Origin of the sequence: Alicyclobacillus fodiniaquatilis (assembly GCF_042678105.1) — a bacterium.
Lineage (GTDB): Bacteria > Bacillota > Bacilli > Alicyclobacillales > Alicyclobacillaceae > Alicyclobacillus > Alicyclobacillus fodiniaquatilis.
Genome location: NZ_JBHUCX010000018.1, coordinates 1 through 24,134 on the forward strand (window position 1 = coordinate 1; position 24,134 = coordinate 24,134).

Below are 24,134 nucleotides of genomic sequence, written 5' to 3' on the forward strand. Positions count from 1 at the left end.
TTGATTTGTCAAGTCGGGCTCAGCAACATGGGGGCAAGCGAACAGACCTCGGGCACAGAACCGTTGGTGGTTCAATGAAAACCAAATGCCGAGAGGCTATTAAACAGTAAAGGGGCAGTAGATAACCATTATATTGATCCAGAATGGTTGATGTTGATTTTAAAAGCGAAGGAGCTCGGCATCAAACCAGAAGAAATACGGGACTTTCTTCATCAAATTCGCTCCAGTTCCAAAGAGAAAGTTGATTCCAAGTGATATAATGAAATCGTTCTTTGGCGTGCACATTTGTGCACGCATCGTGTTGAAAGCGGATGCTGCTATGTTTTAATGGTTTTTTATTTGTTTTTAAAAACGTTATAGAAAGTTCGCGACTGTTGCTGTAGAATAATTGAATGGCTTGTTGATGCAAAATTGCGGTAGAAATCATCCAATTTGGCGTCTCAATCACGCTTAGATGCACCAATGACTTTTGAGTCAACGGGGCTTTAGCGCAATTGGACGCCTTTTAGGACTGTGTATAGCTGGTTTGTTCCTCTGGTTGGAAATGGGTATACTCGAATGAGCAGGGCGTCACTATGCATAGGGACTTCCATAATGCGCAATGATTGCAAGTTTATAGAATGGGGAGAAGGTAATGATTGGTGCGGTTCTCCAGAGCATTCGCCAAGAAAGGCGAATGTCCTTATCAGAGGTCGCAGAGCGAGCGGGGATTGCGAAATCGTATCTCAGCAATATTGAGAGAGACATTCAGATGAATCCTTCGATTCAAATACTGAATAAAATTTGTAATGTATTAGGGGTCTCTGTTCCTGCCGTGATCGCGGAGGCAAATAAAGTGCAAGAAGAAGTCGAATCGCTAGATCAAGAGTGGATTGACATTGTTCGAGAAGCTCAAAGATCTGGTATCGACAAGGAAGAGTTTAAGAAATTCATGGAATTCCAAGTTTGGCGGAAGACAAATTCGGATAATTGAAAGCGGTCTGCAAAGTGTCCGTATTGTCTCCGCCCCCGTCTATGGCATCCACCTATTGAATGGTGCGTTTGGCGTTCAAGAAGGACGCTGATCTTAATGATGAAGTATGATAAAGATAGATGAGTGTAGGGTGAAACTCCTCATCCGCTGCATTCCCTTAAAGACGGATGAGATGACCGGACCTTTTTTACCCATCTCTCCTCCTTTTTATCTCCCATCTTTCGGCATTCTAAATGTTTAATGAGTCATGATACTGTTCTTAAAACTCAATTCCTCCCGCTATTGGCGTTTTACCAATTGCAGTATTTTAAAACCGGGGACATTCGTCGGTTTAAGCAATTACGCCCTGCTCCTGGAAATTTACGAGTAAAACTTCCTTGATACTCATCAAATTATTTATCATATCGAATGAATCTCAATAAAATTTCAAAATTGATGATATATCATAGTAAAGGTTGATCACACTTTGTAGATACAGGAGGAGAACTGATTGTTACCTAATTTCATTATTATTGGGGCCGCCAAAGCAGGCACCACGGCACTCTATAAGTATTTGCAACAGCATCCAGACATTTTTATGAGTCGCGTGAAGGAGACCAATCACTTTGCATTCCGAGACACTCCCCCAAATTTTCAAGGACCTGGCGATCATCCAAATGCAATCACATCATTCGATGATTACCAAGCGCTCTTTCAAGACGCTTCAGGATGTAAGGCCATCGGCGAAGCATCCCCTATGTACTTATACAAACCTGAAGTGGCAAAGCGGATTAAGACTGTCATTCCAGATGTCAAACTGATTGTCATACTGAGAGATCCAGTCGAAAGAGCCTACTCTGCCTACAACCATTTACGTCGAGACGGACGTGAGCCAATTGGGGACTTTGTTACAGCTGTACAAGAGGAAGAAAATCGAATCAAGGCAAACTGGGCGCCGATGTGGCATTATCTTTCGCGCGGATACTACTACCAGCAACTCAAACCCTATTTAGAACAGTTTGATTCCAATCAGTTGCTGATTCTCTTTCATGAGGATTTAGATTCAGATCCACAAGCGACACTGCAAAAAGTATTCCGTTATCTCGGCGTAGATGACACATTCATACCTGATACAACCATACGCCATAATGTGTCCGGCATACCAAGAAGCCCGAAGCTTCATCAGTTTCTCACGCAATCGAGCTTTCTTAAACAAATGGTGAGACCGATGCTTCCACAAAAGTTTAGAGAGTCAACAGCGGCGAAAGTACGCGAACGCAACCTGTCAAAACCGTCTTTCCCGGTGTCATTACGACATGAACTTCAAAATCAGTTCAAAATGGACGTCAAGGCGCTAGAAAAATTGGCTCAACGGGATTTATCTTCCTGGCTACAGTAATCAGACGAACCCTCATTCCCTGTATTGAAGGCCTGATTTATAAAATGTTGATTCCTCCTGCGTGTATTTTATATGAAATTCCGTTTTATGGGGTGTGATTTTAATTGTCAGAGCGCTGTATCGTTGCTGTTATCGTAACTTTTAATCGCCTTGCATTGCTGAAAGATACAATTTCTTCTCTACTGACACAGGATCTTCAGCTTTCAAGGATCATCGTCGTCAATAACAATAGCTCTGACGGAACGACACAATATTTAGAGAACTTATCATTTTCGACGACCACAGTGAAGCACATGCAGTTAAGCACGAATATTGGAGGAGCAGGCGGCTTCTCTGTCGGCATAGAAGAGGCAATGAAATGCTCACCGAACTTTGTCTGGCTTATGGATGACGATACGATTCCAGCTTCGGATGCGTTGTCAAAATTGGTTAACGGTGTCGATCACGCTGAAGGCGTGTTGAATCGCCAAGTCGGTTTTGCGTGTAGTAAGGCAATCTGGACTGATGGCGCTGTACATCGAATGAATGTTCCTTCCATCGCTTCGTTTGTAAATGGAGTTCCGTTTAATTTCAGCAATCATGCTTTTGCGATAACGAGCTGTACATTCGTCTCAGTTCTCATTCGCGCCTCCGTGATTCAGCAAGTAGGTTTGCCTTATCGAGAGTATTTTATTTGGGTGGATGATGTGGAATATACCACTAGAATTACAAATCGCGGATATATGGGCATTTATGTTACAGACAGCGAAGTTCATCATAAAACGGGTAGCAACTATACGGCAACAATTGCTGATGGAACGCCAGCCAGCGCGTGGAAGTATTTTTATGAGGTGAGAAACAAGCTGCATTTTTGGCGCGTGAACTATACGTTCTCCAAGCGCGTCATTTTCATACCTTTGTATTCCTTGAAATTTTTGATTGAAACCTTGCGTCGCAAAGACAATCGCATGCGTTTTTTCTGGATTGTTTTACGGGGGATTGCAGCCGGTATTTTCTTTAGGCCGCGCGTCAGGAAAGTATCTGGCTTGGTTTGTTCCATAACAGGCGATACTGAATAACGAGCTGCTAATGGCCGGATATTTCACGTGAGTTCGGTGCAATCCAGGAGAGGGAAGTGTAAGTGATATGGATTTTAAGTATATCGTTGTCGGGGCCGGTTTTTCTGGCATTGTCATGGCGGAAAGAATATCAACCGTACTCGGGGAACGGACCATTTTGTTGGAGCAACGCAACCACATTGGCGGAAATGCTTACGACTATTATGACGAATATGGCAACTTGATTCACAAATATGGCCCGCACATATTCCACACCACGTTACCTGTTGTATGGAATTATTTGTCGCAATTCACCGACTGGATACCCTATGAGCATAAGGTGCTGGGTTCAATCGACGGACAACTCATGCCCATTCCGTTTAACTTGAACAGTCTGCACTTGGCTTTCCCTTCCAAGATGGCAATGCGTCTGGAAGATAAGCTCATTGATGGCTATGGCTATAACGTCAAAGTGCCTATTCTCAAACTTCGAAACAACGACGACCCCGAACTGCAATTCCTGGCTGATTATATCTATGAAAAGGTTTTTCTAAATTACACCATCAAGCAATGGGGTGTTTCGCCTGAAGAGTTGAGTCCGTCCGTTACGGCGCGTGTGCCTGTGTATGTGAGCCGGGATGACCGGTACTTCCAAGATAAGTACCAGGCGATGCCTCGACATGGATATACACAGATGTTTGAAAACATGCTTAACAGTAAATTGATCCATCTGATGCTAAATACGGACTACAAGGATGTCCTTTCGGTTGATTTGGAAACAGGCGAAATCACTTTTCTGGGTCAGCCATTTGACGGAAAGTTGATATATACAGGGCCGCTTGACTACTTTTTTGACTTTAAGTACGGACCTTTGCCTTATAGGTCACTCAGGTTTGAGTTTGAAAATCATGCGACAAACAGCTATCAACGTGTGGGGACGGTAAATTATCCATGTGATTACGACTACACGCGGGTTACGGAATTTAAACACTTGACCCATCAACAATCACAGTCAACGACCATTGTGAGGGAGTATCCTGAGCCTTACGAGCGGGAAAAAAATCTGCCATATTATCCAATCAAGAACGATGCAAATGCGGAACTCCTCGGTCTCTATCATGCGGACGCAAGACGGTTGTCGAACGTCTTTTTCCTCGGACGGCTTGCCGAGTATCAGTACTACAACATGGATGCTGTGGTGTCCAAGGCCTTGAAGGTATTCAGCCAGAATGTATGCGGTGGCCCGCAAGATACTTAAGGATTTCTGCGATCTCTGTCGAATAATAAAATACATGATTGACAGGAGGGGAATACAGGAGTGACAACTGGAACGTTGCCGAACTTTTTGGTCATAGGTGCGGCCAAGTCAGGGACAACCGCCTTACACCATTACCTGCGCCAACATCCGGAGGTCTTTATGCCTCAACTGAAGGAAACGAATTTCTTCGCTTTTGAGGGACAAAAAGTGAACTTTGCAGGCCCCGGTGACAACGAATATATCAATTCTTTTTCCGTAACCGAGCGCTCTAAATATCACGCTCTTTTTTCCACCGTGGAAAACCAAACTGCTATCGGCGAGGCGTCGCCGCTGTATCTTTACAGTGACGTGGCGCCACACCGTATCAAAAGCGATGTTCCAAACGTGAAAATGATCTGCGTTCTCCGCAACCCGATTGAGAGAGCCTTTTCGCATTATCTTCACTTTCTTCGTGATGGCCGGGAAAGTCTTTCGTTTGAACAAGCGTTGGCACAAGAGCATCAGCGGCGTTCCATGAACTGGGAATGGGCTTGGAACTATGTAGATGTCGGATTTTATGCAGCACAGCTGACCCGTTACTATCATTTGTTTTCTCCAAACCAGATCAAGGTGTACTTGTACGAAGACCTGCAGTCCCGCCCCGGAGAGATCATCGCTGACATGTTTGAGTTTATTGGGGTCGATCCCGCTTTTGTCCCTGATATGTCGGTGAGACCAAATCGATCCGGCGTCCCGAACAGTCGATTTTTGCGTTTTTTTCTGTTTCAAAGCAGCGTGCTAAAATCCATGGTAAAGCCGCTTGTTCCAAAGAAATCCCGGTCGGCGATTCGAAAAGCGATTCTATCTCGCGATTTCGGCAAGCCTGAGATGGGAGAAGAGGTCCGGCAGATGCTCACCCGGACATTCAAAGATGATATCCAACAACTTGAACATTTGCTTGGTCGTGACTTGAATCATTGGCTTGTGAACGGCGTGTAAGCTGTGAAGTGGTGCGATGCTGAGCTAGAATCCTTTTCATCCCTGCCAGTCACATTGGCCCAGTTTAGAAAGGAAGTTTTTTAGTGGATCGACGTGAAACATCAAGACAAAGACCGATACCTAACCTTTTTATTGTAGGCGCGGCAAAGTGCGGTACGACGAGCCTGGCCAACGCATTATCTAGACATCTTCAAATCTTCATGTCAGTGAAAAAAGAACCGCATTATTTCGTCACAAAATATAAGACGCTGCCGCTCTGTGGCCCCGGGGACAAGACGGATTACATCTCCTCTGAAGATGAGTATTTAGATCTCTATCGAGATGGCAGTGACGCGACCTATTTGCTGGACGCGAGTACGGAGTACTTGTATTATCACACCTGCGCCGAGGACATCTACCGTTTTAACCCTGATTCAAGAATTATCATCATGTTGAGGGATCCAGTGCAACGAGCCATTTCAAGTTATAAGCATCTGACTAGGGACAGTCGTGAAAAACGCCCGTTCGATGAGAGTTTGGCCCTTGAGGAATGGCGCATAGAGCACAACTGGGGTGTCCTGTGGAGATATAAGGATCTAGGTTTGTATTACGAGCAAGTCAAGCATTATCTAAATGTATTTGGCAGAGAACGGGTTCAGATCATTTTTCTCGAAGACTTCAATCGCAACCAAGAGGAAACCATTCGTTCGCTCTTAAAGTGGCTTGATATTAAATATGAAGATATAACGAGTAAGAGAAAGGACAACATCGGCGGGGTGCCTTCTTTCTCCCTTAAAATTGCGCGTTTATTGAGTGGAGTTCCCATCATCAGGAAAATTGGGAAGGCAATGATATCGGAAAAGGCATATCAGAGATTTGTGGAACGAAATATTCAACAGGTGGAGATCTCTCCCGAAATCAAAAACAAACTGCGGGAATTCTTCACTCATGACATTCAGCAATTAGAGAAATTGCTCGAATGTGACCTGTCTCATTGGTACAAGTGACCATTGTTGCTTCCAGTCAGTACGAACTTGCACTGGCAGGAAGTTTGATGAAGCGGATGGAGTTCGCCTCTACTTTGGATGTGAGCTCCCTGAAGAGGTACACATCCGACTGATTCGCCGAAATGCAGAATCAGCCCGAGACATCCATCCCACCATCTGATTTTATTACAGCGTCTGCGCAATTCTTCTGAACCACTCCACAAATCAATTCACACTCCGCTCGTTTACATCAAAAACTGACAAAGTAAATCAACGATGACACTGGATAAGAAAATCAAATAGGATCAGACAAACCAACAAGGCGCTGTTATCATAAACCTCTTTTGCGATGTATAGGCTTACAAGGGATACACCAAAAGGAGGAAAGATTATGATGTCTAGCGGAAGTCAGGTCCAACCGCAACCCATTCGCCCGAAGGGAAAGCGACAGGTAAGTCCCACCACGCGCAGCCAGCGCAACGCGGGCATTGTCCTTTTTCTGCCGTGGATGATTGGGCTTATTGTCTTTTTTCTCATCCCGTTTTTCGTCTCACTCTATTGGAGTTTTACCAACTATAGTATTTTGAAACCAGGAACCTTCGTCGGTTTAAGCAATTACGTCCACCTTATTCATGACGCCACATTTCTCAAAAGCCTGTTGGTGACGTTTTATTACACTGTGGTCTCTGTGCCGTTGACCATTATCTGCGGCGTCGCTGTTTCCTTATTGTTGAACATCAAAATCAAAGGACAAGTCATCTTTCGGACGGCCGTTTTTGTCCCCAGTCTCGTTCCGGTCATCGCCATTATGATTCTGTGGAATTGGTTGCTCAGTCCCCAAATCGGCATTGTCAATTGGCTCTTATCCCTTATTCATGTCTCCGGCCCCGGTTGGTTCACAGATGAACACTGGGCGATGCCCGCGCTTGTTCTCGTCAGCCTGTGGACAGGTATCGGCGGATCCACGGTGATTTACCTCGCTGGATTGCAGGATGTCCCCCAAGATCTGTACGATTCCGCAGAAGTGGACGGCGCTGGTATTTTCCGCAAAGCGCGCCATATCACGCTTCCGCTATTGACGCCCGTGATCTTCTTTCAGTTGATTATGGGCATCATCGGCGCTTTGCAACAGTTCAACCTGCCATATCTCATTTCCGGCGGCAACGGCAATCCCAACAACTCTTTGCTTTTCTACGGTATATATCAATATTCAACCGCCTTTTCCTATTTGCGGATGGGGTACGCGTCTGCGATGGCCTGGGTGATGTTTATCATCATTTTGATCATCACCGCGTTTGTCTTCAAAAGCCAATCCCGTTGGGTGTTTTATCAAGGCGCCAAAGGAAGATAGTAGGTCACTGTGTGAGCAGCGAGATAATACAAACTTGAAAAGGGGGATATTCCGCGATGAGCAAGACATGGAAGACAGTGGCTTATATCATCTTGATCATCATCGGACTTTTCAGCATTTTTCCTGTCATCTGGATGATTTCCACGACGTTAAAGACGGATTCGCAGGTCAATCTCGTTCCGCCGGTCTGGATTCCACACCCGTTCGACTGGGGGAACTGGCTCAAAGCAGTGACTTACATCCCGTTCCCACTTTATTTGTGGAATACGGTCTTCGTCAGTGTGCTGGCGACCTTTGGCGCGATGCTCGTCTGCCCAATGATTGCCTACAGCTTTGCCCGCTTAAGATGGCCGGGTAGAAACTTGGCGTTTGCCTTGACCATTTCAGTGATGATGCTGCCATCTACGGTTACGATGATTCCGGTCTTTGTGGAATGGAAAACCGTTGGCCTGGTCGGGACCAGGTGGCCTCTGATTTTAGGCTCTTTTTTCGGCAGCCCGTATTACATTTTCTTGCTCCGGCAGTTCTTTTTAGGCTTGCCCAACGAATTGGAAGACGCAGGCCGCGTCGATGGTTTGAGCGAATACGGCATTTATTTCCGAGTCATGTTGCCGTTGGCGGTGCCTGGCGTCTTGACCATTGGCTTGTTTCAATTCATGGCTTCCTGGGGCGACTTCATGGGTCCGCTCATCTATCTCTTTAAGCCCAGCACATATACCCTATCCTTGGGTATCCAGCAGTTCATGACCCAGCACACCGTGATGATGCAACAATTGATGGTTGTCGGCTTATTGACGACGATCCCGATTATCGTCATTTACTTCTTTGTGCAAAAGCGCTTTATCGAAGGCATCACCTTTACCGGCATCAAAGGATAAACGCACGCGTGTTCGTCCAAAGCGCGCCATATGTCTGCGAAACGTTTGTATAACGGAATCGGGGAGGATGACCATGAACAAAAAAGCATTGTCCGCCTCGCTTGGCGTCATAATATTGCTCGCCAGTGTGACCGGATGTGGAACGAATAGCAACAGCGGCAAAGTCACCACCGTGAATTTTTGGTATGGGCAGGGCGGCATCGGCGGAGAAACCTATCAAAAGCTCGTGCAGGAGTTCAATGCCACGCACAAGAACATCCATGTGAATGCCACGTTCGTGGCCTCGAGCGGATCGATTGTGCCACAAAAATTGATTACGGCGATTGCAGGCGGCAAAGCGCCGGATTGCACCGAGCTCGACAGCTTCCTTGTGCCCCAGTTCGCGCAAAAAGGCGCTATTCTCGATTTGTCTCAGTATGTGAAGCAGCAGGGATTAAAGCAGTCCGACTTCATTCCGGCCATCTGGCAGGCAAATTCCTTCCAAGGCGATCTCTACGCGTATCCACACGACACAGACGTCCGTTTTTTGTATTGGAACAAAGATCTGTTTAAAGCCGCAGGGTTGAATCCGAATCAGCCACCAAAGACGATTGCGCAGCTCGATGCAGATGCCGCCAAGCTGACCATCCACAATGCGAAAGGCCAGATTACGCAAGCTGGTTTCATTCCGTGGGGGGACCAAGGTTCATTCGTGACATGGGCCTGGGCTTTTGGGGCCAGTTTTAATCAGCAGTCGGACGGCGAGATCAATTTCTCCAGTCCGCAGAGTATCCAATCGCTCAAATGGCAGCAATCGTACGCGAAAAAGTACGGCACCGCCAAGTTGAACGCCTTTACGTCGCAACTCCAAAATACCGGTTTGAGCCCGTTCGACGCCGGCAAAGAGGCGATGACGCTCGACGGCGTATGGAACATTGCCACTTTGCAACAGGATGCGCCGCATTTGCATTATGGCATTGAAGCGGTGCCGACGGTGGATGGCAAGGGAACCACATGGTCTGGCGGCATTTCCGAGGTCATCCCGAAAGGCGCCAAACATCCGCAAGCAGCGGCAGAATTCTTAAATTGGCTGATCGCTCCGAAGCAGATGCTGGTATGGGATAAAGCGACAGGGCATGATCCCACTCGTTTGTCCATGCTCACAAACCTGGGGACACCGGGCCATGTCGTCGTCAGCCCGGCGGGCGACAAATTGGCCGCCCAACTGCTGCCAAATACACACACACGCCCGAATTCACCATTGAACGGCGAGATATGGGACGGCATGAGCAGTCTGGTCAGCAAGGTGACCAGTGATCCCTCACAGAACGCGTCTACCGATTTAAAAGCGTTCTCGAATAAAATCAACCAGGAAATCAAACAGGGTTGGTATTGATTTTTGGGCATTGACTCAAGGTGATGCAAAGTGCCAGTACACCATTGACGGCGTCTCTGGCACTTTTTTGCTTTGTCCTGCTTTGTCCATGGATAGGACTGTGGACTGTAAGATCTCCCTATTGGTTTCCAAGTAATGTATACTTGGGTAAATCAATACACGCTGAAGCGCCGGGGGATGATGGCGTGATCAAATAGAAATTAGGGATGTGCGCAGTCATCATCGCATTATTTTTGAGTGGCTGTGCACAGAGACAAAATGAGCAAGGTTCTGCTCCGAACGCGCCTAAAATACATATACAGGCTCAATTGCGCAATGGGGCTGTGCTATCAATGAAAAAGATGGTTGCCGGAATGAATCACTCTGATTTATATGAGCTGGATTACCGGAGTGAGGGGGAAAAGGTTCAAGCTTATGTGGAGTTGCCATCCAAACCGGGCACATACCCTTTGATGGTGCTTTGTCATGGCGGTTTGACGGTTCCGGGATCATATACGCATCTGAATATGGGATGGCCATATGATACCTTACGTTTACATACAGGGAAGGCGATTTACCTATACCCTGAATACCGTGGCTACAATGGCAGCGGTGGCACCGTCCCGGGGTTTTTAGGTGTGGTTCACGATATCAGCAACGCAATCACGGCGACCGAATCGTTAAAAGGATTCCATGTGAAGGGTCTCTATCTATATGGGGTTTCTTTGGGCGGCGGCGCGGTCTTACAACTCGCTTCAGAGCGCGATGATGTAAAGGCAGTTACCGCCGACAGCCCTTTCGTTGGGTTTGACGCAACCATCAGATGGTTTGATAGGTTAGGAGTGCATAAAACGTCACCCAAAATCTCTAAACAGAGTAAAATGTTTTTGAAATTATACGGGAATAAACTAACGACTGCAGCCTATACCACGCGGTCACCCATTGATCACATTTCTACCATTCACGCACCGGTCCTTTTGCTTCAAGGGACAGATGACAATAGTGTGATCTGGCAAAGCGTTCAAGAATACGATCAGGACATGAAAAAGGAACATAAGACAGTGAAGTTCGTGTTGGTGAAAGGCGGTCAACATGCCCTGTCAGATCACGATAAAACATATGATGAAGCTGTTTCACAAACGGACACCTGGTTTAAGAAATACGGATTTCCGGAAGTGGTATTCGATCAATAAGTGTCTTGAATGTGGCGATCCCTTCACGTAAAAAACGGTGCCATCCAAACTTGTCACCCGGTATGTCGTTGACCACGCTTCTTCTATGGAATTTACGCTAAATCCCCATCGTTTGGAAAGCACAACAGATAATGCGGCGACGAACGTCAACTCTTCCCCGTTCGATTCGGATGCAAAACTTGACGATACTGTGATTTCACATCGGACATTGTGAGAGACTTTGGCGCCTCCTATTCTATTTTACAAAACGAGTAGACAATGTATCTAGACATCATCGATTTGCCATCAGCCTTGCGTTAGGATTTCGGTATGCGCGATATGGATGTATTGTCGCGTGTCATAGCGGGAGATATAATTTTGGAAGAGGTGAAAAAATGCCTCATCAGCAAAACGACATCATCATGAAGAAACTTACAGAGACATTTTCGCATGATGCTTTGCACATATTTGGCATCGAGGGTGTTGAATTGTCCGAAGCGCTGCCGACTGAGTTGAGCGCTGTGGAATCCAGGCGAATTGACATGGCGTGGCGGACAGCAGCGGGGGAGGTGTTCCACTTGGAGTTTCAGACCAAGCGGGAATCGACCTTGCATCGGTTCTTGGCATACGATGTCAAGTTGGCTTGGCAATACAAAACGACCGTGCGCACGGTCGTTTTGTACCACCAGGGTGTCCTGCATGCGCCAGTAGCACTGGATATCGGGACAGCGCAGTATCACGTGGAAAATGTGTATTTGGGCAATTTTGATGGCGACGGCGTACTTGATTCAGTGGAACAGGACATTGCTTGTGGACAGTGGACACCCAATGACCGAGTACAACTGTCCCTTGCGTTGAACATGCGATTTAGTCGCCGTACCAAAGAGCAAGCCATCGACAAAGTACTAGCGTTGGTGGAGAGGATTCCAGAACCCGAGGAACGGGACTTGGTCTGTGCGGCCCTGATTGGCTTGACGGAGCGCGCGCTGAGTGAATCGGAGTGGCTGCGAATGAAAAAGGAGATGATGAAGATGTCGGAGATGGCGCAGGAGATTTATGATGATGGTCGGCGAGAGGGACTGCAAGAAGGACATCAGGTGGGACTGCAAGAGGGACGCCAGGCAGGACTGCAAGAGGGACGTCAGGCGGGACTGCAAGAGGGACGTCAGGAAGGGCGCCAACAAGAAAAACTGGATATCGCTCGTCGGCTGTTGCGCGATGGTTTGGCCGTTGACTATGTCGCCAAATGCTTGCAGTTGTCCGTGGATGAAATAAACGCATTGAAGCAGCAGTTGGATAAATGATAAGACTCATCCTATATCATGTGTGATCATATCGGAGTGGCTGTCAATGAAAAAGGAGCCGATGCAGATGTGGGAAATGGTGCAAGAAATCTATGATGATGGTTTCCGGGAAGGTCTCGAGGAAGCTCGTCGGGAAGGTCTCGAAGAGGGGCGTCAACAAGAAAAGCGGGATATCGCCTGTTGTTTGTTGCGCGAAGGTTTGGTCGCTGATTTAGTCGCCAAATACACCCTGTTGTCCGTGGACGAAGTGAACGCATTGCAGCGACAGTTGGCTGAATGATAAAATTTCGTCGTGATTTGCACAGTAGTATCGGGAACCTGCAGACCATTGACTGATGACACGCACATACAGAAAAAGCCGAAAAATGCCACAGATTAAGCTGTTGACATAACGGGTGGCACCGTACAAAAAAGGACGGTGGTTACCCGCCCTTACGCCATGTAGGTGTTTTATATACTGTTTCTTAACGCCCGACTTCCTCTGCAGGTTCCATTTGAAAAGCACTCGGTATAGCTTGAAAAACCCATGGACACAGCGTCCAATCTCCAGCTTCCCCGACATCTTGTTGGTTTTCCAGAGCAGCATCTTCGTCCCATTGATTTTCCAATGCGCCCGGCTTCAAAACATGCCAATGACCAGAAGCATCTGCCCCGTGTCTTACGAAGTCCACCGCTATCACACAGACGCCGCCATTGTTATAAACAATGTTCCGCACAATCTTGCCAGTTGCCTCGTCGTACACAGATACAATCGAATTGGCATCTCCTCTTTCCAACTCTGCTGTGCGCGGACGCAATGTCCAGCGAACAAAAAAGTCTCTTTCTGCAGTTAATGAGCGAGCAAAATTTTCCCCTAACCATGGAAAAATAACCGGGCTGTAATTCAACCATGGTTGAAAAGTCGGGTCAGTGATAAATGGTCTGGCTTGGCAGACGCCATTGATTGCGCCAGTAAAGTAATAATTTCGAAACTCCTCTGCGCGCATACCACTCCAGTTCATGATGTGACTCAATGGCGTGTCTACAAAGGAATCGCGCAAGTTGTTATGAATGTCGATTTGCACCCAACCATCGCTCATAGCATGGCTCCCTCACTTCGTCACCAGTGTATTCTGCATGAGAATATTTTGTGGTCACTCGAACTCGCGGTGGCGCGGGCCTCGTGAAAGGTGATTTGCCCACCCTTCGGACGATACGCGATAATATGGTCGAGGTGATTTGATTCTCCTTCAAAATCATCCAGCGGCACATAGCCTCCATAATCCTCTTCGAGCGCGTTTGATTTCGCGTTCAAATCACCGGCGATCACGACCAAATCAAATGATGATGTGTCTTCAATCAGACTGCTGTTATCAAGAAAGAGGAAAGCATCCAAGCATGCGCCACCTGCCATTGTGTACCCTTCCATCACTAAAGGGCGCTCTAATGGCGCGTGCCACGTGATGAGCCGGATACTTGCCCCCTGATGTGTAAAATCAAAACTCGCGGGCGGTCTCATATTTTTGGCCTGTGTATTGATGAGGCGAAGTGTCCGCGGAATAGCTTTTTTCTTCCAATCGCCAAATTCCGAATCCGTGTCATAATCCAGAAGCTGAAGTGGCCGCGACACGAGGGTTGTCGCCGGATGACAAACTTTGGCGATATAACCAGCTCTTTGGCCGTTTGGCATTTCCGTAATATGAGCAGGCGCCGGTGGCGTCAACGCTGTATAAATATCCCCATTTGCCGCATTCTTCGCCTCTTGGATAAGAATCAGATCGACCGGGGTTGCTGCATAAAGCGCGTTGATCGCATTGATTTCATTTTGCAATTCCGTGGCTTTTTGCTGGCTTTCGCCCTTGCTGTTCCACGTGATAATTCTCAAATCTGGCATGGTTCACCCTCCGCCAACATGTCAAGAAATAATGTCTTCCATTGTTCTGCAATGTTGTCCCAATGAAATGAAGGAGCATTCGCATAGCAATAGGCTTTTTCCGACCAATCACCGAGTAGCTGACGATCCTCGTACAGACTTTGCAGAGCCTTAGCAGTATTGGATACAGATACAACGCCTGAATCTGTTCCCTTATCCTTGGCAAATGCTTGGCTTGCGCCCGGGTCCAATCTGGCATTCATATCGGATCGAACATCTTGCGATACCGTATCCACGAGCAGGCCGTGGGCCTGCCACAGTTCGCGACAGGCGCTGTGGTTGGGCACGATTTGAGCGGCCCCTGTTGCCGCATGCTCAAAAGCGACTAGCCCCCAACCTTCACCTGTTGATGTATTGATCCCTACATCGCTCGCGTTATAAATCAGGTTGAGTTGTTCGTCGTGCCATACATCCAATGTGTCCGCGGGCGACGTCAAGAGCAGGCGATGCGAGATCCCGAGTGAATGGGCGAGTTGGAGGACATCCACACCCATGTCCAGCGGCTTCATGTGCAGATGCAGCCACACATCCGCTTTGTTTTGCGCGAACTTGGCGAATGCTTCGAGTGTCAAGTCAATCCTTTTGCGCTGGCTGTTCCGGTTTGCATTCAGGACGATGAAGGCATCGAGCAAGTCCGGGCGTCCGGGAAACAGCTTCCGTCTGGCTGCGATCCGGCTCGCCTGTAAATTTGCTTTGTGTGGGTATCCAGCGAGTGGATAGAACTGCTTTGTGTCGACACCGTGCGGGATCGTCTCGATGTTATCACCCGTCGAAAATCTCATAGATGCATCTGCCGTCATACTGTGGGCGATCTCGCTTCTGCCGAACTGATTGTACGCCACGAGTCGATCCGCCGCAGAAAGCGTGGAAATTCCGAAAGGATCCGTACCAGAGGAGACGGGGAATTCCACGGGGCAGTAGTATGCCACTTTGGGGTTCCGCGTCCCCTCGAACCTTCGAATGATCGGATGATGGATGGCGAACAGGATGGGGTCGTGACACATCCACACCAAATGCGGCTGGAAAGATGCCAGCAGAGATGGACACTGTTCGTAGCCGTAGATATCTCCAGGCAGTCGGTTCGGTTCGAGAACCCAGCCGGCCTGCTGCAGGCGAGGTCCTTTGTAGTTCATACCAAAATACAGGATATCGAAAGTTGGGTGAATTCTACTCACGACACTTTGCAATACTCGTGCATAGCCGGTAGGTTTGACAGCTTGCCCGATGACGAGAAGGCGCGGCTTCGCTTGCACCATGTATATCACCCAAGGCCGATTGTGTACTTGCCGTTGTACGACTCGCGGTAAAAGAACACCTCTAGATTGGCGTTAATTTGGGAATCGCCGTGTGCGTTGCCGAAAAACTCCACACCTGTTCCTGGCCCGCTGTTGAACATACCGACCAGAACATACACAACGGGGAAGGATACCCAGCTGTAATTGTTGCCGACTTGGCTCCCAGGATCACAATTGTTTATCCAGTCAGCGACCGTTTCTCCTGCGCCCGCGCTCTCCAAAAAGCCGAACATCGCATTGGTTGGCGGCATATCGTTGTCCATACCGAAGCTGGCAAGTACGAGCACATTTCCATTTTTGACGAGATTGTTATTCTTCAAGTCAGTGAGCATCTCGTTGTACATATTTGGGTAAACTTGGCCCCAACTTTGAACCTTGGGTAGGGTATAGTACCGATTGAATAACACGGCGGAAGTGTCGCTGAGTTTGGCGCTGTCCAGCACAATGACTTGATACCCACAGGCGGTGGCAGCAGGCTCATTGGGGACAAGTTGCTCGCCAAGCGTGATGGTCGGCGTAACTGGCGAATCAACATATGGCCAGCTGATAATGTTGCTGGCTGTATAAATCGTCAATCTGGGATGCATCACCTGTCCGAAAGCCTGCCAGGCATCAAGCACAGCCTGTTCCTTATCACCGCAGAGTTGCCATATACCTGCTAGTTGAAAGTCTACGATGGCGGGATCCGTTTGCAGTGAGGCGGCCCATTGTTTATAGGCGCTGACCGTATCATTGCTTGGATTGGCCAAGTTCATCTGCTGAAAAGCAGCGACGGCTTCTGCTGTGCCACCTTGCGCAATCACGCTTTGCCGACTGTTCTGGCTAAAAGTCTGCCAATCCTGCGAAACGGAAACTTTGGAATCGATTTTTCCACTTGAGAATAATCCTTCATATTGCGCATTGAACAAGAAATCTAATTTTTGTTGCGACAATTCCTCTTTCTTTTCAATCGAACTTAAAAATTTTAATGAACCACCCAGCACGATTTTTTGTGTGTAGTAGACGCCATATTTGGTGAAAAACTGAAAGAAAATTTGTGTGTTGTTCGGTGTGACCTCATCAGGGAGCTGTGCGACTGCATGTTTAAAGTCGTCGTTTAAGTAATCACTTGTGTCATTCAACTCTAAAAACGCCAATTGGTTGTAACTGGTCTTATAGGAATATACGTATTGTGAATTTTGAGTAAATTCCCCGGAGTAGTCTGAACGAATCTCTCCGCTGAAAGCGCCATAAGAAGCTTCGACCCCTGCGTTGACTGCCAGACTGTTCTGCAAGTTTTCCCGCGATTCGTACGTACCTTCGTGAACGTATCCTTGTGTGTTTTCTACGGCAATGATCGGTTGAGGGACCAAGTAGTCTTTGCCAAGAAAAGTGAATGTCTCCTTTGGCGCCTTGCTAAAGTCGAACAAAGGTCTCAATAAACCCGAGATATCAAGGGTTCCATAAATATTAAATCCCTGTCCGACTGCGAAGCTCTGTGATAGGATAGGCGTGCTTTCCAAACTGCTGGTTCTTTCCATCTAAAAACCTCCCAATTTTTTGATGATTTTTACAGCACCCTATATCTATTGTCGGGAGAAATGATTTATGCGTAGTGACAATCGCTTGTCACGAATTAGATATAATCTACAAAAACCAGTGCATTTTTGACTTGACAATCGATTGTTGAACGCAAAATGGAGTTCAGATTTTCGAGTGGAGGCGTATCACTTTTTGCAATGGGATGTTGAAAATTGATGGAGGCGGCGTCATTTAAATAGGATCGATAAGGAGATTGGGATCTGTGAATTCAAAATGCCCAATTACCATTTTGCAACACGAGGCTGTCCCACGTGTTTTACGCACAATGGGACAGCCTCTGGATGTGAACATCGTTACGCTTGTTTCACCAAGTTCTCTGCCGTGCGGTAGGCTAAGGCAAGAATCGTCAACACTGGGTTTACGCCACCATTGGTCACGTGCACGGAGCCGTCGCTCACCCAGAGATTGTCGTATCCATGAACGCGACCGGAGGGGTCAGTGACGGATGTCGATGGATCAGCCCCCATGCGCAGCGTTCCCGCCTGATGCTGCCCAGCACTGAGTCCTTTACCTGGCAGCGTTCGCCAAACTTTGCGCGCGCCCGCAGCCGACAGCCAAATCTCCGCTTGTTCTGCCAACATCGCCGCAGATCTGAGCGATTCGGGATGGACACTGCCCGAGAGTTGAGCGACAGGCACGCCGAAACGATCTTTGACTGTGGGCGAGAGCCGCACTCGCTCGTTCGGGGTCGGGATATCTTGGATGGGGCCTTGAACTTGACCCGTCCGCAAGTAACTCTCCCGCATCGTTTCCTTACCTGCTATACCCCATCGCGCCGCATCGGGCGCAAGTGCGCGATACCAGTGAATGAGCGGCAGCCGGGTGAACTCGTTGGCCAGCATTCCACCCCCGACAATACCGTTGGAACCATGAGCAAAACGACAAGTGGCAATGCCGACTCCAGGGCCAAGGCCGTCTTGAATCGGTTCATCAAAGAGCGCGTAGGCGCCCGTATAGACATGGCCCTGAAGATTCCTTCCCACCAGTCCGTTCCGATTGCCAATCCCATCTGGTTCGGCATCGCTTGCCGAATTGAGGAGTAAGCGCGCACTTTCGATGGCGCCAGCTGCGACCACCACGTGCTCCGCTCGCACTTGCAGGCGTTGGATGTCTCCTGCCACTTCTCGCACCAAACGGACGCCAGTCGCGCGCTTTCCCGCCGCAGTGTCGATGCGCTCCACCATCGTGTCGCAAACCAAATCGCAGTTCCCTGTTGCAAGCGCTCTCACGAGCATCGTGTTGTGGCCGCCATTTTTGCTGTTTGTGGGACAGGCAAATCCTACACATTGGCCACACCGCCCACAGGCCGGTCGGCCATCGCGCTGAACTGTGTTAATGAGGAGAGGAACCGGCCCCACTTCCCATCCTAAATGCGCTGCTGCCCGCGCCAAACGTTCTACTTCCAGCGTTTTCGAAAATGGTGGCATTGGGTAGGGGCGCCGCCGCTTTCCACGTCCAGGATGGGCATCACCGTCGCCAGCAACTCCGATTTCCCACTCCACCTTATCGTAATAAGGCTCGAGATCTTCATAGGCAATCGGCCAATCGCTGAGTGAACTGCCATCTGGAATGCCATAGCGAGTCGCCATCCGTAAATCATCGGGATGAAAGCGCCATGCCTGTGCCCCATAGACCCTTGTGCCGCCGCCTACCGTCATTGCGTTGTTGTGGTAGTTTCCCTCAAAGGGCGCGGTGATCCGCTCGTCCCCATTCTCGTAAAGAAACGTGCGGGGGTTGCCTGTCGGCCCTGGTCCTGTGTTGTGACCGTATTTGCTAAGGCGATGATTGCGTGTGTGATCCCGCCCAACCTCACTGTACCGCAGCCAACTGCCGCGTTCGACGACGAGCACCTGAAGTCCCGCTTCCGCCAACACGGCTGCCGCGACCGATCCACCAGCGCCCGCACCCACGACGACAGCATCATAATGGGCCCGAAGCTGGTCGAAGTTTCGTTGCGGTAAATCCGTTTCTGGAACCGGTACATCGCTGTCAGAGACAGGCCCTGGGCGAAAGCCAATCATGTCCCATGATTTGCCCTCCAGATTCCCACCAGAATCAGGGCTTCCATAGTATCCTTCGATGACCAGACTCAAAAGCGTGGTAAAAAAGCGCTTCGCTGAAACGGGCCACGCTTGTACAGCATCGCGCTCAATGTCGTGTAACAGTCTATCTTGTTCATCGACCGACAATTGCGAAAATGATTGACCATAGCGGGCGATGGCTTCTGCATCTAGTGCTCGAAGTCCAGGGACAATGACATTCGTCCAGGTATCGGCATCCTCATCCACTCGACGTTTTACGTATTCCAGAACCCCGCCATCGGTCGCGGATGGCCACGCATCTCCCGGAATCATTCGGTCAGCGACCGCCGCCAAGACTTGGCGTACCTCGTCCAAATTGTGCTTCAGATTTTCTGCGCTCATCTAGGTCTACCACCTCCAGAATTCATTCCAATTCATTGTATATTCAAAGCGTTTATTATTCACCTCTTTAGATTTTTTAGATAGTTTTCATAGTCTACAGCCGTTCAATCAGCGCCAATATTTGGCCAGTTTAATTGTACGCCTTGTGTGCGAAGCAAACGTTGATAGTCTTGCAGATGATGGGCGGATGCATGCACGTCAGCGGGATCGACCTTGTAATCCAAGCAATAGGCCGCTAAATATCCGACCGACTCGCCAATGTTCCATTCGACGGGATGAAGTCTGTAACACCCATTCGTAATATGCGTAACGCCGATATTTTTGCATGCAGGCAGCAAGTTTTTCATGCGAATTGGCAGCAGAGCACCCAAAGGGATCTGGAATGGAGCAGAGGGAACGTCGATATAGTTGTCGTTGCCCGTGCTGGGGTGGAGATCGATATTATAATGGCCAATTCCGACACTGTCGGCAAAAGGAGCAGCTTTTCCACCACCGAGCATTTCCAGGCCCACGTGTTCTTCCAAGACGGTAAACAATGCCTTAATCCGGCGAGATTCGCGGATATATGGGTATTTGGCGAGTCCATCTTCTGTTCCGACGATGTCCTTTCGCAGGCGCAGACCTGGGTAGCCAAGACCTCCATCGGGGCGGGGGGCTTCCGTTTGCAGCCAATACAGGAAGGAGAGGCTCAGTTGGCGGCCGCCTTCCAGATGGCGGGCGACTTCTTCCTCTGGCACTTCACATATCGGCCCAAGGAGGTAGTCCACCTGTGGCCAGTTTATCAGGCTAATGTCGCTTTGATACGTACCCGGCGCAAAGTTGTCCTTGTCAATCAACCGTCGATATCGCCAAAGTGAATCGTTGTCAAACAATGTTCGTTGGCGCCGTTCCAGCGTGGTTGGTGTGGGATGTGCCCAATCAAACAATTTCCCAGTCCATGTCGGGGTGACCTCTGGCACGTAATCTCGCCAAAACGTGTACGTCTGTGGGCGGTCTATCGTGTGATTTTCGTCAGGAAAATAATCCAGCGCAAAACAAAATGTGAATGATTGCATGTTCAACGGTTGCGCTGGCCCGGTCGGCGCGTGCAATTCACCCGTTTCCTCCTGGGATTCGGCTCCAGTCACATACTCTGTCCCTGATAAGGGCAATAAATCGCCCAGTTCTGTGGCATCCAAGAACAACTGACCTGTGAGCACCCGTTCGTTTCCGCTAAGCGTGTCTTTGACGGTGACGGACTGAACTGTATCTCCGTTGACTTCCACTTTGGTGGGGCGTTGATTTAAGAATAACTTGAGCCTGCCGCTGTGATGGAAAGGCGCCAACATTTCATGTAACACAGCGAGCGCGACGCGTGGCTCGTGGCACAATCGACTGACATAGCCGTTGCCTGGATTGAGGTAGTGTTGTTTCCTGGCGTCTGCGGTCAGCGGATAGTTTCGCATATAGTAGTCGCGAACGCGCTTTCTAAACTGCTGATATAAATAAGTGCCTCCAAACAGTTCGATCCACCGATTTTCATCTGGCGGTACCGCCTGGCTTGTGAGTTGACCGCCAATCCAATCCGTCTCCTCTGTCATCAATACCGTTTTACCCAGTGTGCAAGCTGCAATGGCCGCTGCACAACCGCCGATGCTCCCACCAATGATGACGATTTCAGCATGTTCCTCCGTCAATTGAATCTCCTCCTGAACTATCAATGTTTTCAGAAATCAATGTTGACACCGTAATGGTAGCATAATATGATTTCCTTGTTAAGCGGTAACGGTACCGTTAACAGAAAGGGGTAATGCCGTATCGGCGACATGGATAAGAAAAATACGAACGATGGCAACATCAATATTTCCACAATTGCCAAGTTGGCGAACACATCCGTCATGACAGTGTCTCGTGTCTTGAACAACAAGCCGGATGTCTCTAAGAAGACGAGGCAGAAAGTGCTGGATGTCATCAAAGAGTACAACTATAAACCACACGCTTTAGCGCGAAAGTTATCAGGTGGAAAGACAGGCATCATTGGTATCGCGTTGTACACACAAGGTCAACCGTTGAGTGGCTTCTATGTAGAGGTACTGCAGGGAGTGCAGATGGAACTGGCCAAAAATGGTCATGATGTTCTCCTTTTGGCGCCATCACCGAATGATGAATACGGGAGACGCGTGGTTCAGACGAATTTGCTGGATGGCATTGTTCTCATGGGACCACATACATCGTCGCACGATGTGTTCAATTTACGCGAAGAGAAATTCCCTTTTATCACGATTGGCCGCCGTGTATTTGATGATTACACTGCGCCGTTTGTCGCGCCAAATTATGAAAGGGCTTTCCGGGAAGTAGTGGGGTACGCGGCCGAGAAGGAAGTCACCTCCATCTCGGTCATCATCGGCGGCCTAAATATCGATGATACTTCGTGTTTTGTCCAGGATAGAATTCGTGGGATCAAGAACGGCATGGCGTTGTATGGAGAGGGGCGACAGCTTTCTTTGGTGTCCGGGGTGTCATCTTTTGAGGACGGTTATGAGCACTTTTCGAAACTGGAAACCTTGCCGGAATTACTGGTGCTGGATTCATCTGAATATAGCTTTGGCGCGGTGATGGCGCTACGAGATAGAGGCATAACGACAGATGGGAGCCTCCAATTCGCGGGGATCAACTATGAAAATGCGTTCATGCAGCGCTACGAAGACGTGTTGGGGATTTCTATACCGCAGTGGCGGATTTCCTGGACGGAGCTTGGCGCACTTGCCGCACAGGATCTGCTTTCCCGGGTGACAGATGAAGAGGCGGAGTCCATCAACGCGCGATATTGTGACTTCTATCAACAGACTTAAAGAAATGGGGGACAAACCATGAGCACGATGAAAAAGAATGGGAGCCTCGCTGTTTGCTCTTTGTTGTTTCTGTCAGTTGTGACTGGCTGTGGAACGTCATCGACGAAAAATGGACAAGCAAATGGTGATGTGCAATTGACGGTGTGGATTCCATCCAGTGCGGATCAAAATAAGGTATATGAGCATGTCATAGATCAATTCAACCAAAAGTACAAGGCTCAACACATTTCGGCGAAAGCACAGTTTTTTACTTGGAGTGACTATCCAGAAAAACTGTCCGTAGCCATGAAGGGGGGCGTCGGGCCGGATGTGTTGTACAATGGCGCGGCGGCCACCGCCGGATTGGTGGATGCCAAAGAAGTTATTCCCTTGGACAAATACGAGTCGTCAGATGCCCAGGTGGCGAACATTATACCGGGGTTCGAAGACCAGACGAAATACAAGTCTCATTCATGGTTTGTCCCGGTTGATGGTTCTGCCATGCTGTTGGAGTACAGAAAGGATTTTTTCCAGGCAGCGCACCTGTCACCACCGACAACGTGGAGTGCCCTCTTAACAGATGCTAAGAAACTCACAATACCGGGAAAGCGATACGGCATGTTTTTGGGCACCTCAGGGATTTCACTTGAACAGACGTATTCTGAGTTTCTCTACGGAGACGGGGGGAATTTTGTCGATCCCGCTGGACAGAAAGCTACAGTAAATACACCCGAAGCAGTTCAGAGCATGAGTGAGCTGCAGAAATTTTTCACGAACGGTTCGGCAAGTGTCAAGTTTGTTCCACCAGCTGGTCAAGATCCGCTAGGGACAGGAAAAGCTGCGATGGAAATCCAAGCGCCGAATATGACATCATTCAAGCAATATTATCCGAATATTTACAATGATATCGGATTTGCCCCTTTTCCATCCGGCCCGATGGGAAAGGAGGACAATGTCACATATGGCGCGGCAAATGGGTTTTATATTAGTTCTGAATCAAAACACCCGAAGGATGCTTGGCTTTTGATTGAAGCATTTTTAAGCGACTCCGGTTCTTTAGCGCGTGATCTCGGGGCGATCCCGCCATTACAGAAAGATCAGCAGGCTGCTTGGATTGAGAAAGATCCCATATTGAAGAGCATGTTCACTGCCATCGGTCAATCCAAGGTGCAGGGTAACCCAAACATCCCTCAATGGATCAATGTTCGAAACACGTTTGCACAAATTGCGCAAGCAGCGTTATATGGCCAAAACGCTCAATCTGTTCTGGCCAAAACAAATCAAAGTGTACAGAGTGTTTTGAGTCAACAACAATAATCCTTCCACATCCTTTCATGTTGCTTAAATCATCTTCATCGCCATGCGTGATGCTTCCCTTGTCAGAAAAACATCAGAGTGTCAGTCAATCAGAGCATCGCGGATGGCGTGCTTGAATTCACCGACTTTATTTTCAGGACGAGAGGTG

The 24,134-nt window shown here is 48.6% G+C and carries 21 protein-coding genes; 14 read left to right on the top strand and 7 right to left on the bottom strand.

The window, feature by feature from the left end; genetic code table 11:
- Positions 1-181: 181 nt before the first annotated feature.
- Positions 182-448 (bottom strand): hypothetical protein, encoded by a 267-nt coding sequence (locus ACFSB2_RS05480; protein ID WP_377942193.1) that lies wholly within the window; start codon positions 446-448, stop codon positions 182-184.
- A 186-nt stretch (positions 449-634) separates the two neighbouring features.
- Here ACFSB2_RS05480 and ACFSB2_RS05485 point away from each other — a divergent pair, with 186 nt between their 5' ends.
- The 12 genes from ACFSB2_RS05485 to ACFSB2_RS05540 all read left to right on the top strand — a co-directional run bounded on the left by ACFSB2_RS05485 (position 635) and on the right by ACFSB2_RS05540 (position 12,928).
- Positions 635-973 (top strand): helix-turn-helix domain-containing protein, encoded by a 339-nt coding sequence (locus tag ACFSB2_RS05485; RefSeq protein WP_377941963.1) that lies wholly within the window; start codon positions 635-637, stop codon positions 971-973.
- Positions 974-1,463: 490 nt separating this feature from the next.
- Entirely contained in the window at positions 1,464-2,351 is an 888-nt protein-coding gene (locus ACFSB2_RS05490; RefSeq protein ID WP_377941964.1) for a sulfotransferase family protein, read from the top strand.
- Between the two features lie 104 nt (positions 2,352-2,455).
- Positions 2,456-3,409 (top strand): glycosyltransferase family 2 protein, encoded by a 954-nt coding sequence (locus ACFSB2_RS05495; protein WP_377941966.1) that lies wholly within the window; start codon positions 2,456-2,458, stop codon positions 3,407-3,409.
- A 67-nt stretch (positions 3,410-3,476) separates the two neighbouring features.
- Complete coding sequence (gene glf / locus ACFSB2_RS05500; RefSeq protein WP_377941969.1) at positions 3,477-4,646, top strand: UDP-galactopyranose mutase; 1,170 nt, start codon at positions 3,477-3,479, stop codon at positions 4,644-4,646.
- A 60-nt stretch (positions 4,647-4,706) separates the two neighbouring features.
- Entirely contained in the window at positions 4,707-5,624 is a 918-nt protein-coding gene (locus ACFSB2_RS05505) for a sulfotransferase family protein (RefSeq protein WP_377941973.1), read from the top strand.
- Between the two features lie 83 nt (positions 5,625-5,707).
- Positions 5,708-6,610 (top strand): sulfotransferase family protein, encoded by a 903-nt coding sequence (locus tag ACFSB2_RS05510; protein ID WP_377941974.1) that lies wholly within the window; start codon positions 5,708-5,710, stop codon positions 6,608-6,610.
- A gap of 373 nt (positions 6,611-6,983) precedes the next feature.
- Positions 6,984-7,940: a carbohydrate ABC transporter permease gene (locus tag ACFSB2_RS05515; RefSeq protein WP_377941978.1), complete on the top strand. Its 957-nt coding sequence runs from the start codon at positions 6,984-6,986 to the stop codon at positions 7,938-7,940.
- Positions 7,941-7,996: 56 nt separating this feature from the next.
- Positions 7,997-8,818: a carbohydrate ABC transporter permease gene (locus ACFSB2_RS05520; RefSeq protein ID WP_377941980.1), complete on the top strand. Its 822-nt coding sequence runs from the start codon at positions 7,997-7,999 to the stop codon at positions 8,816-8,818.
- A gap of 73 nt (positions 8,819-8,891) precedes the next feature.
- Positions 8,892-10,193 (top strand): ABC transporter substrate-binding protein, encoded by a 1,302-nt coding sequence (locus ACFSB2_RS05525; protein WP_377941983.1) that lies wholly within the window; start codon positions 8,892-8,894, stop codon positions 10,191-10,193.
- 332 nt (positions 10,194-10,525) lie between these two features.
- On the top strand, positions 10,526-11,365 hold the full coding sequence (locus ACFSB2_RS05530) for an alpha/beta hydrolase family protein (RefSeq protein ID WP_377941986.1): 840 nt from the start codon (positions 10,526-10,528) through the stop codon (positions 11,363-11,365).
- 374 nt (positions 11,366-11,739) lie between these two features.
- On the top strand, positions 11,740-12,648 hold the full coding sequence (locus tag ACFSB2_RS05535; protein ID WP_377941988.1) for an Rpn family recombination-promoting nuclease/putative transposase: 909 nt from the start codon (positions 11,740-11,742) through the stop codon (positions 12,646-12,648).
- 46 nt (positions 12,649-12,694) lie between these two features.
- A complete protein-coding gene (locus ACFSB2_RS05540; protein WP_377941991.1) occupies positions 12,695-12,928 on the top strand; it encodes an RpnC/YadD family protein in 234 nt (77 codons plus the stop codon).
- 184 nt (positions 12,929-13,112) lie between these two features.
- Here ACFSB2_RS05540 and ACFSB2_RS05545 read toward each other — a convergent pair whose 3' ends face one another.
- From ACFSB2_RS05545 to ACFSB2_RS05570, 6 genes are all read right to left on the bottom strand, one after another.
- Positions 13,113-13,727, bottom strand: a complete 615-nt coding sequence (locus tag ACFSB2_RS05545) for a hypothetical protein (RefSeq protein WP_377941993.1) — start codon at positions 13,725-13,727, stop codon at positions 13,113-13,115.
- A gap of 20 nt (positions 13,728-13,747) precedes the next feature.
- Complete coding sequence (locus ACFSB2_RS05550) at positions 13,748-14,521, bottom strand: hypothetical protein (RefSeq protein WP_377941996.1); 774 nt, start codon at positions 14,519-14,521, stop codon at positions 13,748-13,750.
- Positions 14,509-15,813 (bottom strand): glycosyltransferase, encoded by a 1,305-nt coding sequence (locus ACFSB2_RS05555; protein ID WP_377941998.1) that lies wholly within the window; start codon positions 15,811-15,813, stop codon positions 14,509-14,511. Before ACFSB2_RS05555 ends, ACFSB2_RS05550 begins: the two co-directional genes overlap by 13 nt.
- Before the next feature lie 8 nt (positions 15,814-15,821).
- Complete coding sequence (locus ACFSB2_RS05560) at positions 15,822-17,375, bottom strand: MAC/perforin domain-containing protein (RefSeq protein ID WP_377942001.1); 1,554 nt, start codon at positions 17,373-17,375, stop codon at positions 15,822-15,824.
- Between the two features lie 354 nt (positions 17,376-17,729).
- Complete coding sequence (locus ACFSB2_RS05565; RefSeq protein ID WP_377942002.1) at positions 17,730-19,859, bottom strand: GMC family oxidoreductase; 2,130 nt, start codon at positions 19,857-19,859, stop codon at positions 17,730-17,732.
- A gap of 104 nt (positions 19,860-19,963) precedes the next feature.
- The gene (locus tag ACFSB2_RS05570) at positions 19,964-21,541 is read right to left on the bottom strand and encodes an FAD-dependent oxidoreductase (RefSeq protein ID WP_377942185.1); all 1,578 of its coding nucleotides are present in this window, start codon (positions 21,539-21,541) and stop codon (positions 19,964-19,966) included.
- 123 nt (positions 21,542-21,664) lie between these two features.
- On the opposite strand from ACFSB2_RS05570, the gene ACFSB2_RS05575 reads away from it, so the two are divergent.
- Positions 21,665-22,690, top strand: a complete 1,026-nt coding sequence (locus ACFSB2_RS05575) for a LacI family DNA-binding transcriptional regulator (RefSeq protein ID WP_377942004.1) — start codon at positions 21,665-21,667, stop codon at positions 22,688-22,690.
- A gap of 18 nt (positions 22,691-22,708) precedes the next feature.
- Positions 22,709-23,986, top strand: a complete 1,278-nt coding sequence (locus tag ACFSB2_RS05580) for an ABC transporter substrate-binding protein (protein ID WP_377942006.1) — start codon at positions 22,709-22,711, stop codon at positions 23,984-23,986.
- Positions 23,987-24,134 lie beyond the last annotated feature (148 nt).

What these genes read in the sequence shown, in the direction of transcription:
- ACFSB2_RS05485 (WP_377941963.1), top strand. Translation starts at nt 635, where the DNA reads ATGATTGGTGCGGTTCTCCAGAGCATTCGCCAAGAAAGGCGAATGTCC.
- glf (WP_377941969.1), top strand. Translation starts at nt 3,477, where the DNA reads ATGGATTTTAAGTATATCGTTGTCGGGGCCGGTTTTTCTGGCATTGTC.
- ACFSB2_RS05515 (WP_377941978.1), top strand. Translation starts at nt 6,984, where the DNA reads ATGTCTAGCGGAAGTCAGGTCCAACCGCAACCCATTCGCCCGAAGGGA.
- ACFSB2_RS05520 (WP_377941980.1), top strand. Translation starts at nt 7,997, where the DNA reads ATGAGCAAGACATGGAAGACAGTGGCTTATATCATCTTGATCATCATC.
- ACFSB2_RS05525 (WP_377941983.1), top strand. Translation starts at nt 8,892, where the DNA reads ATGAACAAAAAAGCATTGTCCGCCTCGCTTGGCGTCATAATATTGCTC.
- ACFSB2_RS05530 (WP_377941986.1), top strand. Translation starts at nt 10,526, where the DNA reads ATGAAAAAGATGGTTGCCGGAATGAATCACTCTGATTTATATGAGCTG.
- ACFSB2_RS05535 (WP_377941988.1), top strand. Translation starts at nt 11,740, where the DNA reads ATGCCTCATCAGCAAAACGACATCATCATGAAGAAACTTACAGAGACA.
- ACFSB2_RS05540 (WP_377941991.1), top strand. Translation starts at nt 12,695, where the DNA reads ATGAAAAAGGAGCCGATGCAGATGTGGGAAATGGTGCAAGAAATCTAT.
- ACFSB2_RS05545 (WP_377941993.1), bottom strand. Translation starts at nt 13,727, where the DNA reads ATGAGCGATGGTTGGGTGCAAATCGACATTCATAACAACTTGCGCGAT.
- ACFSB2_RS05550 (WP_377941996.1), bottom strand. Translation starts at nt 14,521, where the DNA reads ATGCCAGATTTGAGAATTATCACGTGGAACAGCAAGGGCGAAAGCCAG.
- ACFSB2_RS05560 (WP_377942001.1), bottom strand. Translation starts at nt 17,375, where the DNA reads ATGGAAAGAACCAGCAGTTTGGAAAGCACGCCTATCCTATCACAGAGC.
- ACFSB2_RS05565 (WP_377942002.1), bottom strand. Translation starts at nt 19,859, where the DNA reads ATGAGCGCAGAAAATCTGAAGCACAATTTGGACGAGGTACGCCAAGTC.
- ACFSB2_RS05575 (WP_377942004.1), top strand. Translation starts at nt 21,665, where the DNA reads ATGGATAAGAAAAATACGAACGATGGCAACATCAATATTTCCACAATT.
- ACFSB2_RS05580 (WP_377942006.1), top strand. Translation starts at nt 22,709, where the DNA reads ATGAGCACGATGAAAAAGAATGGGAGCCTCGCTGTTTGCTCTTTGTTG.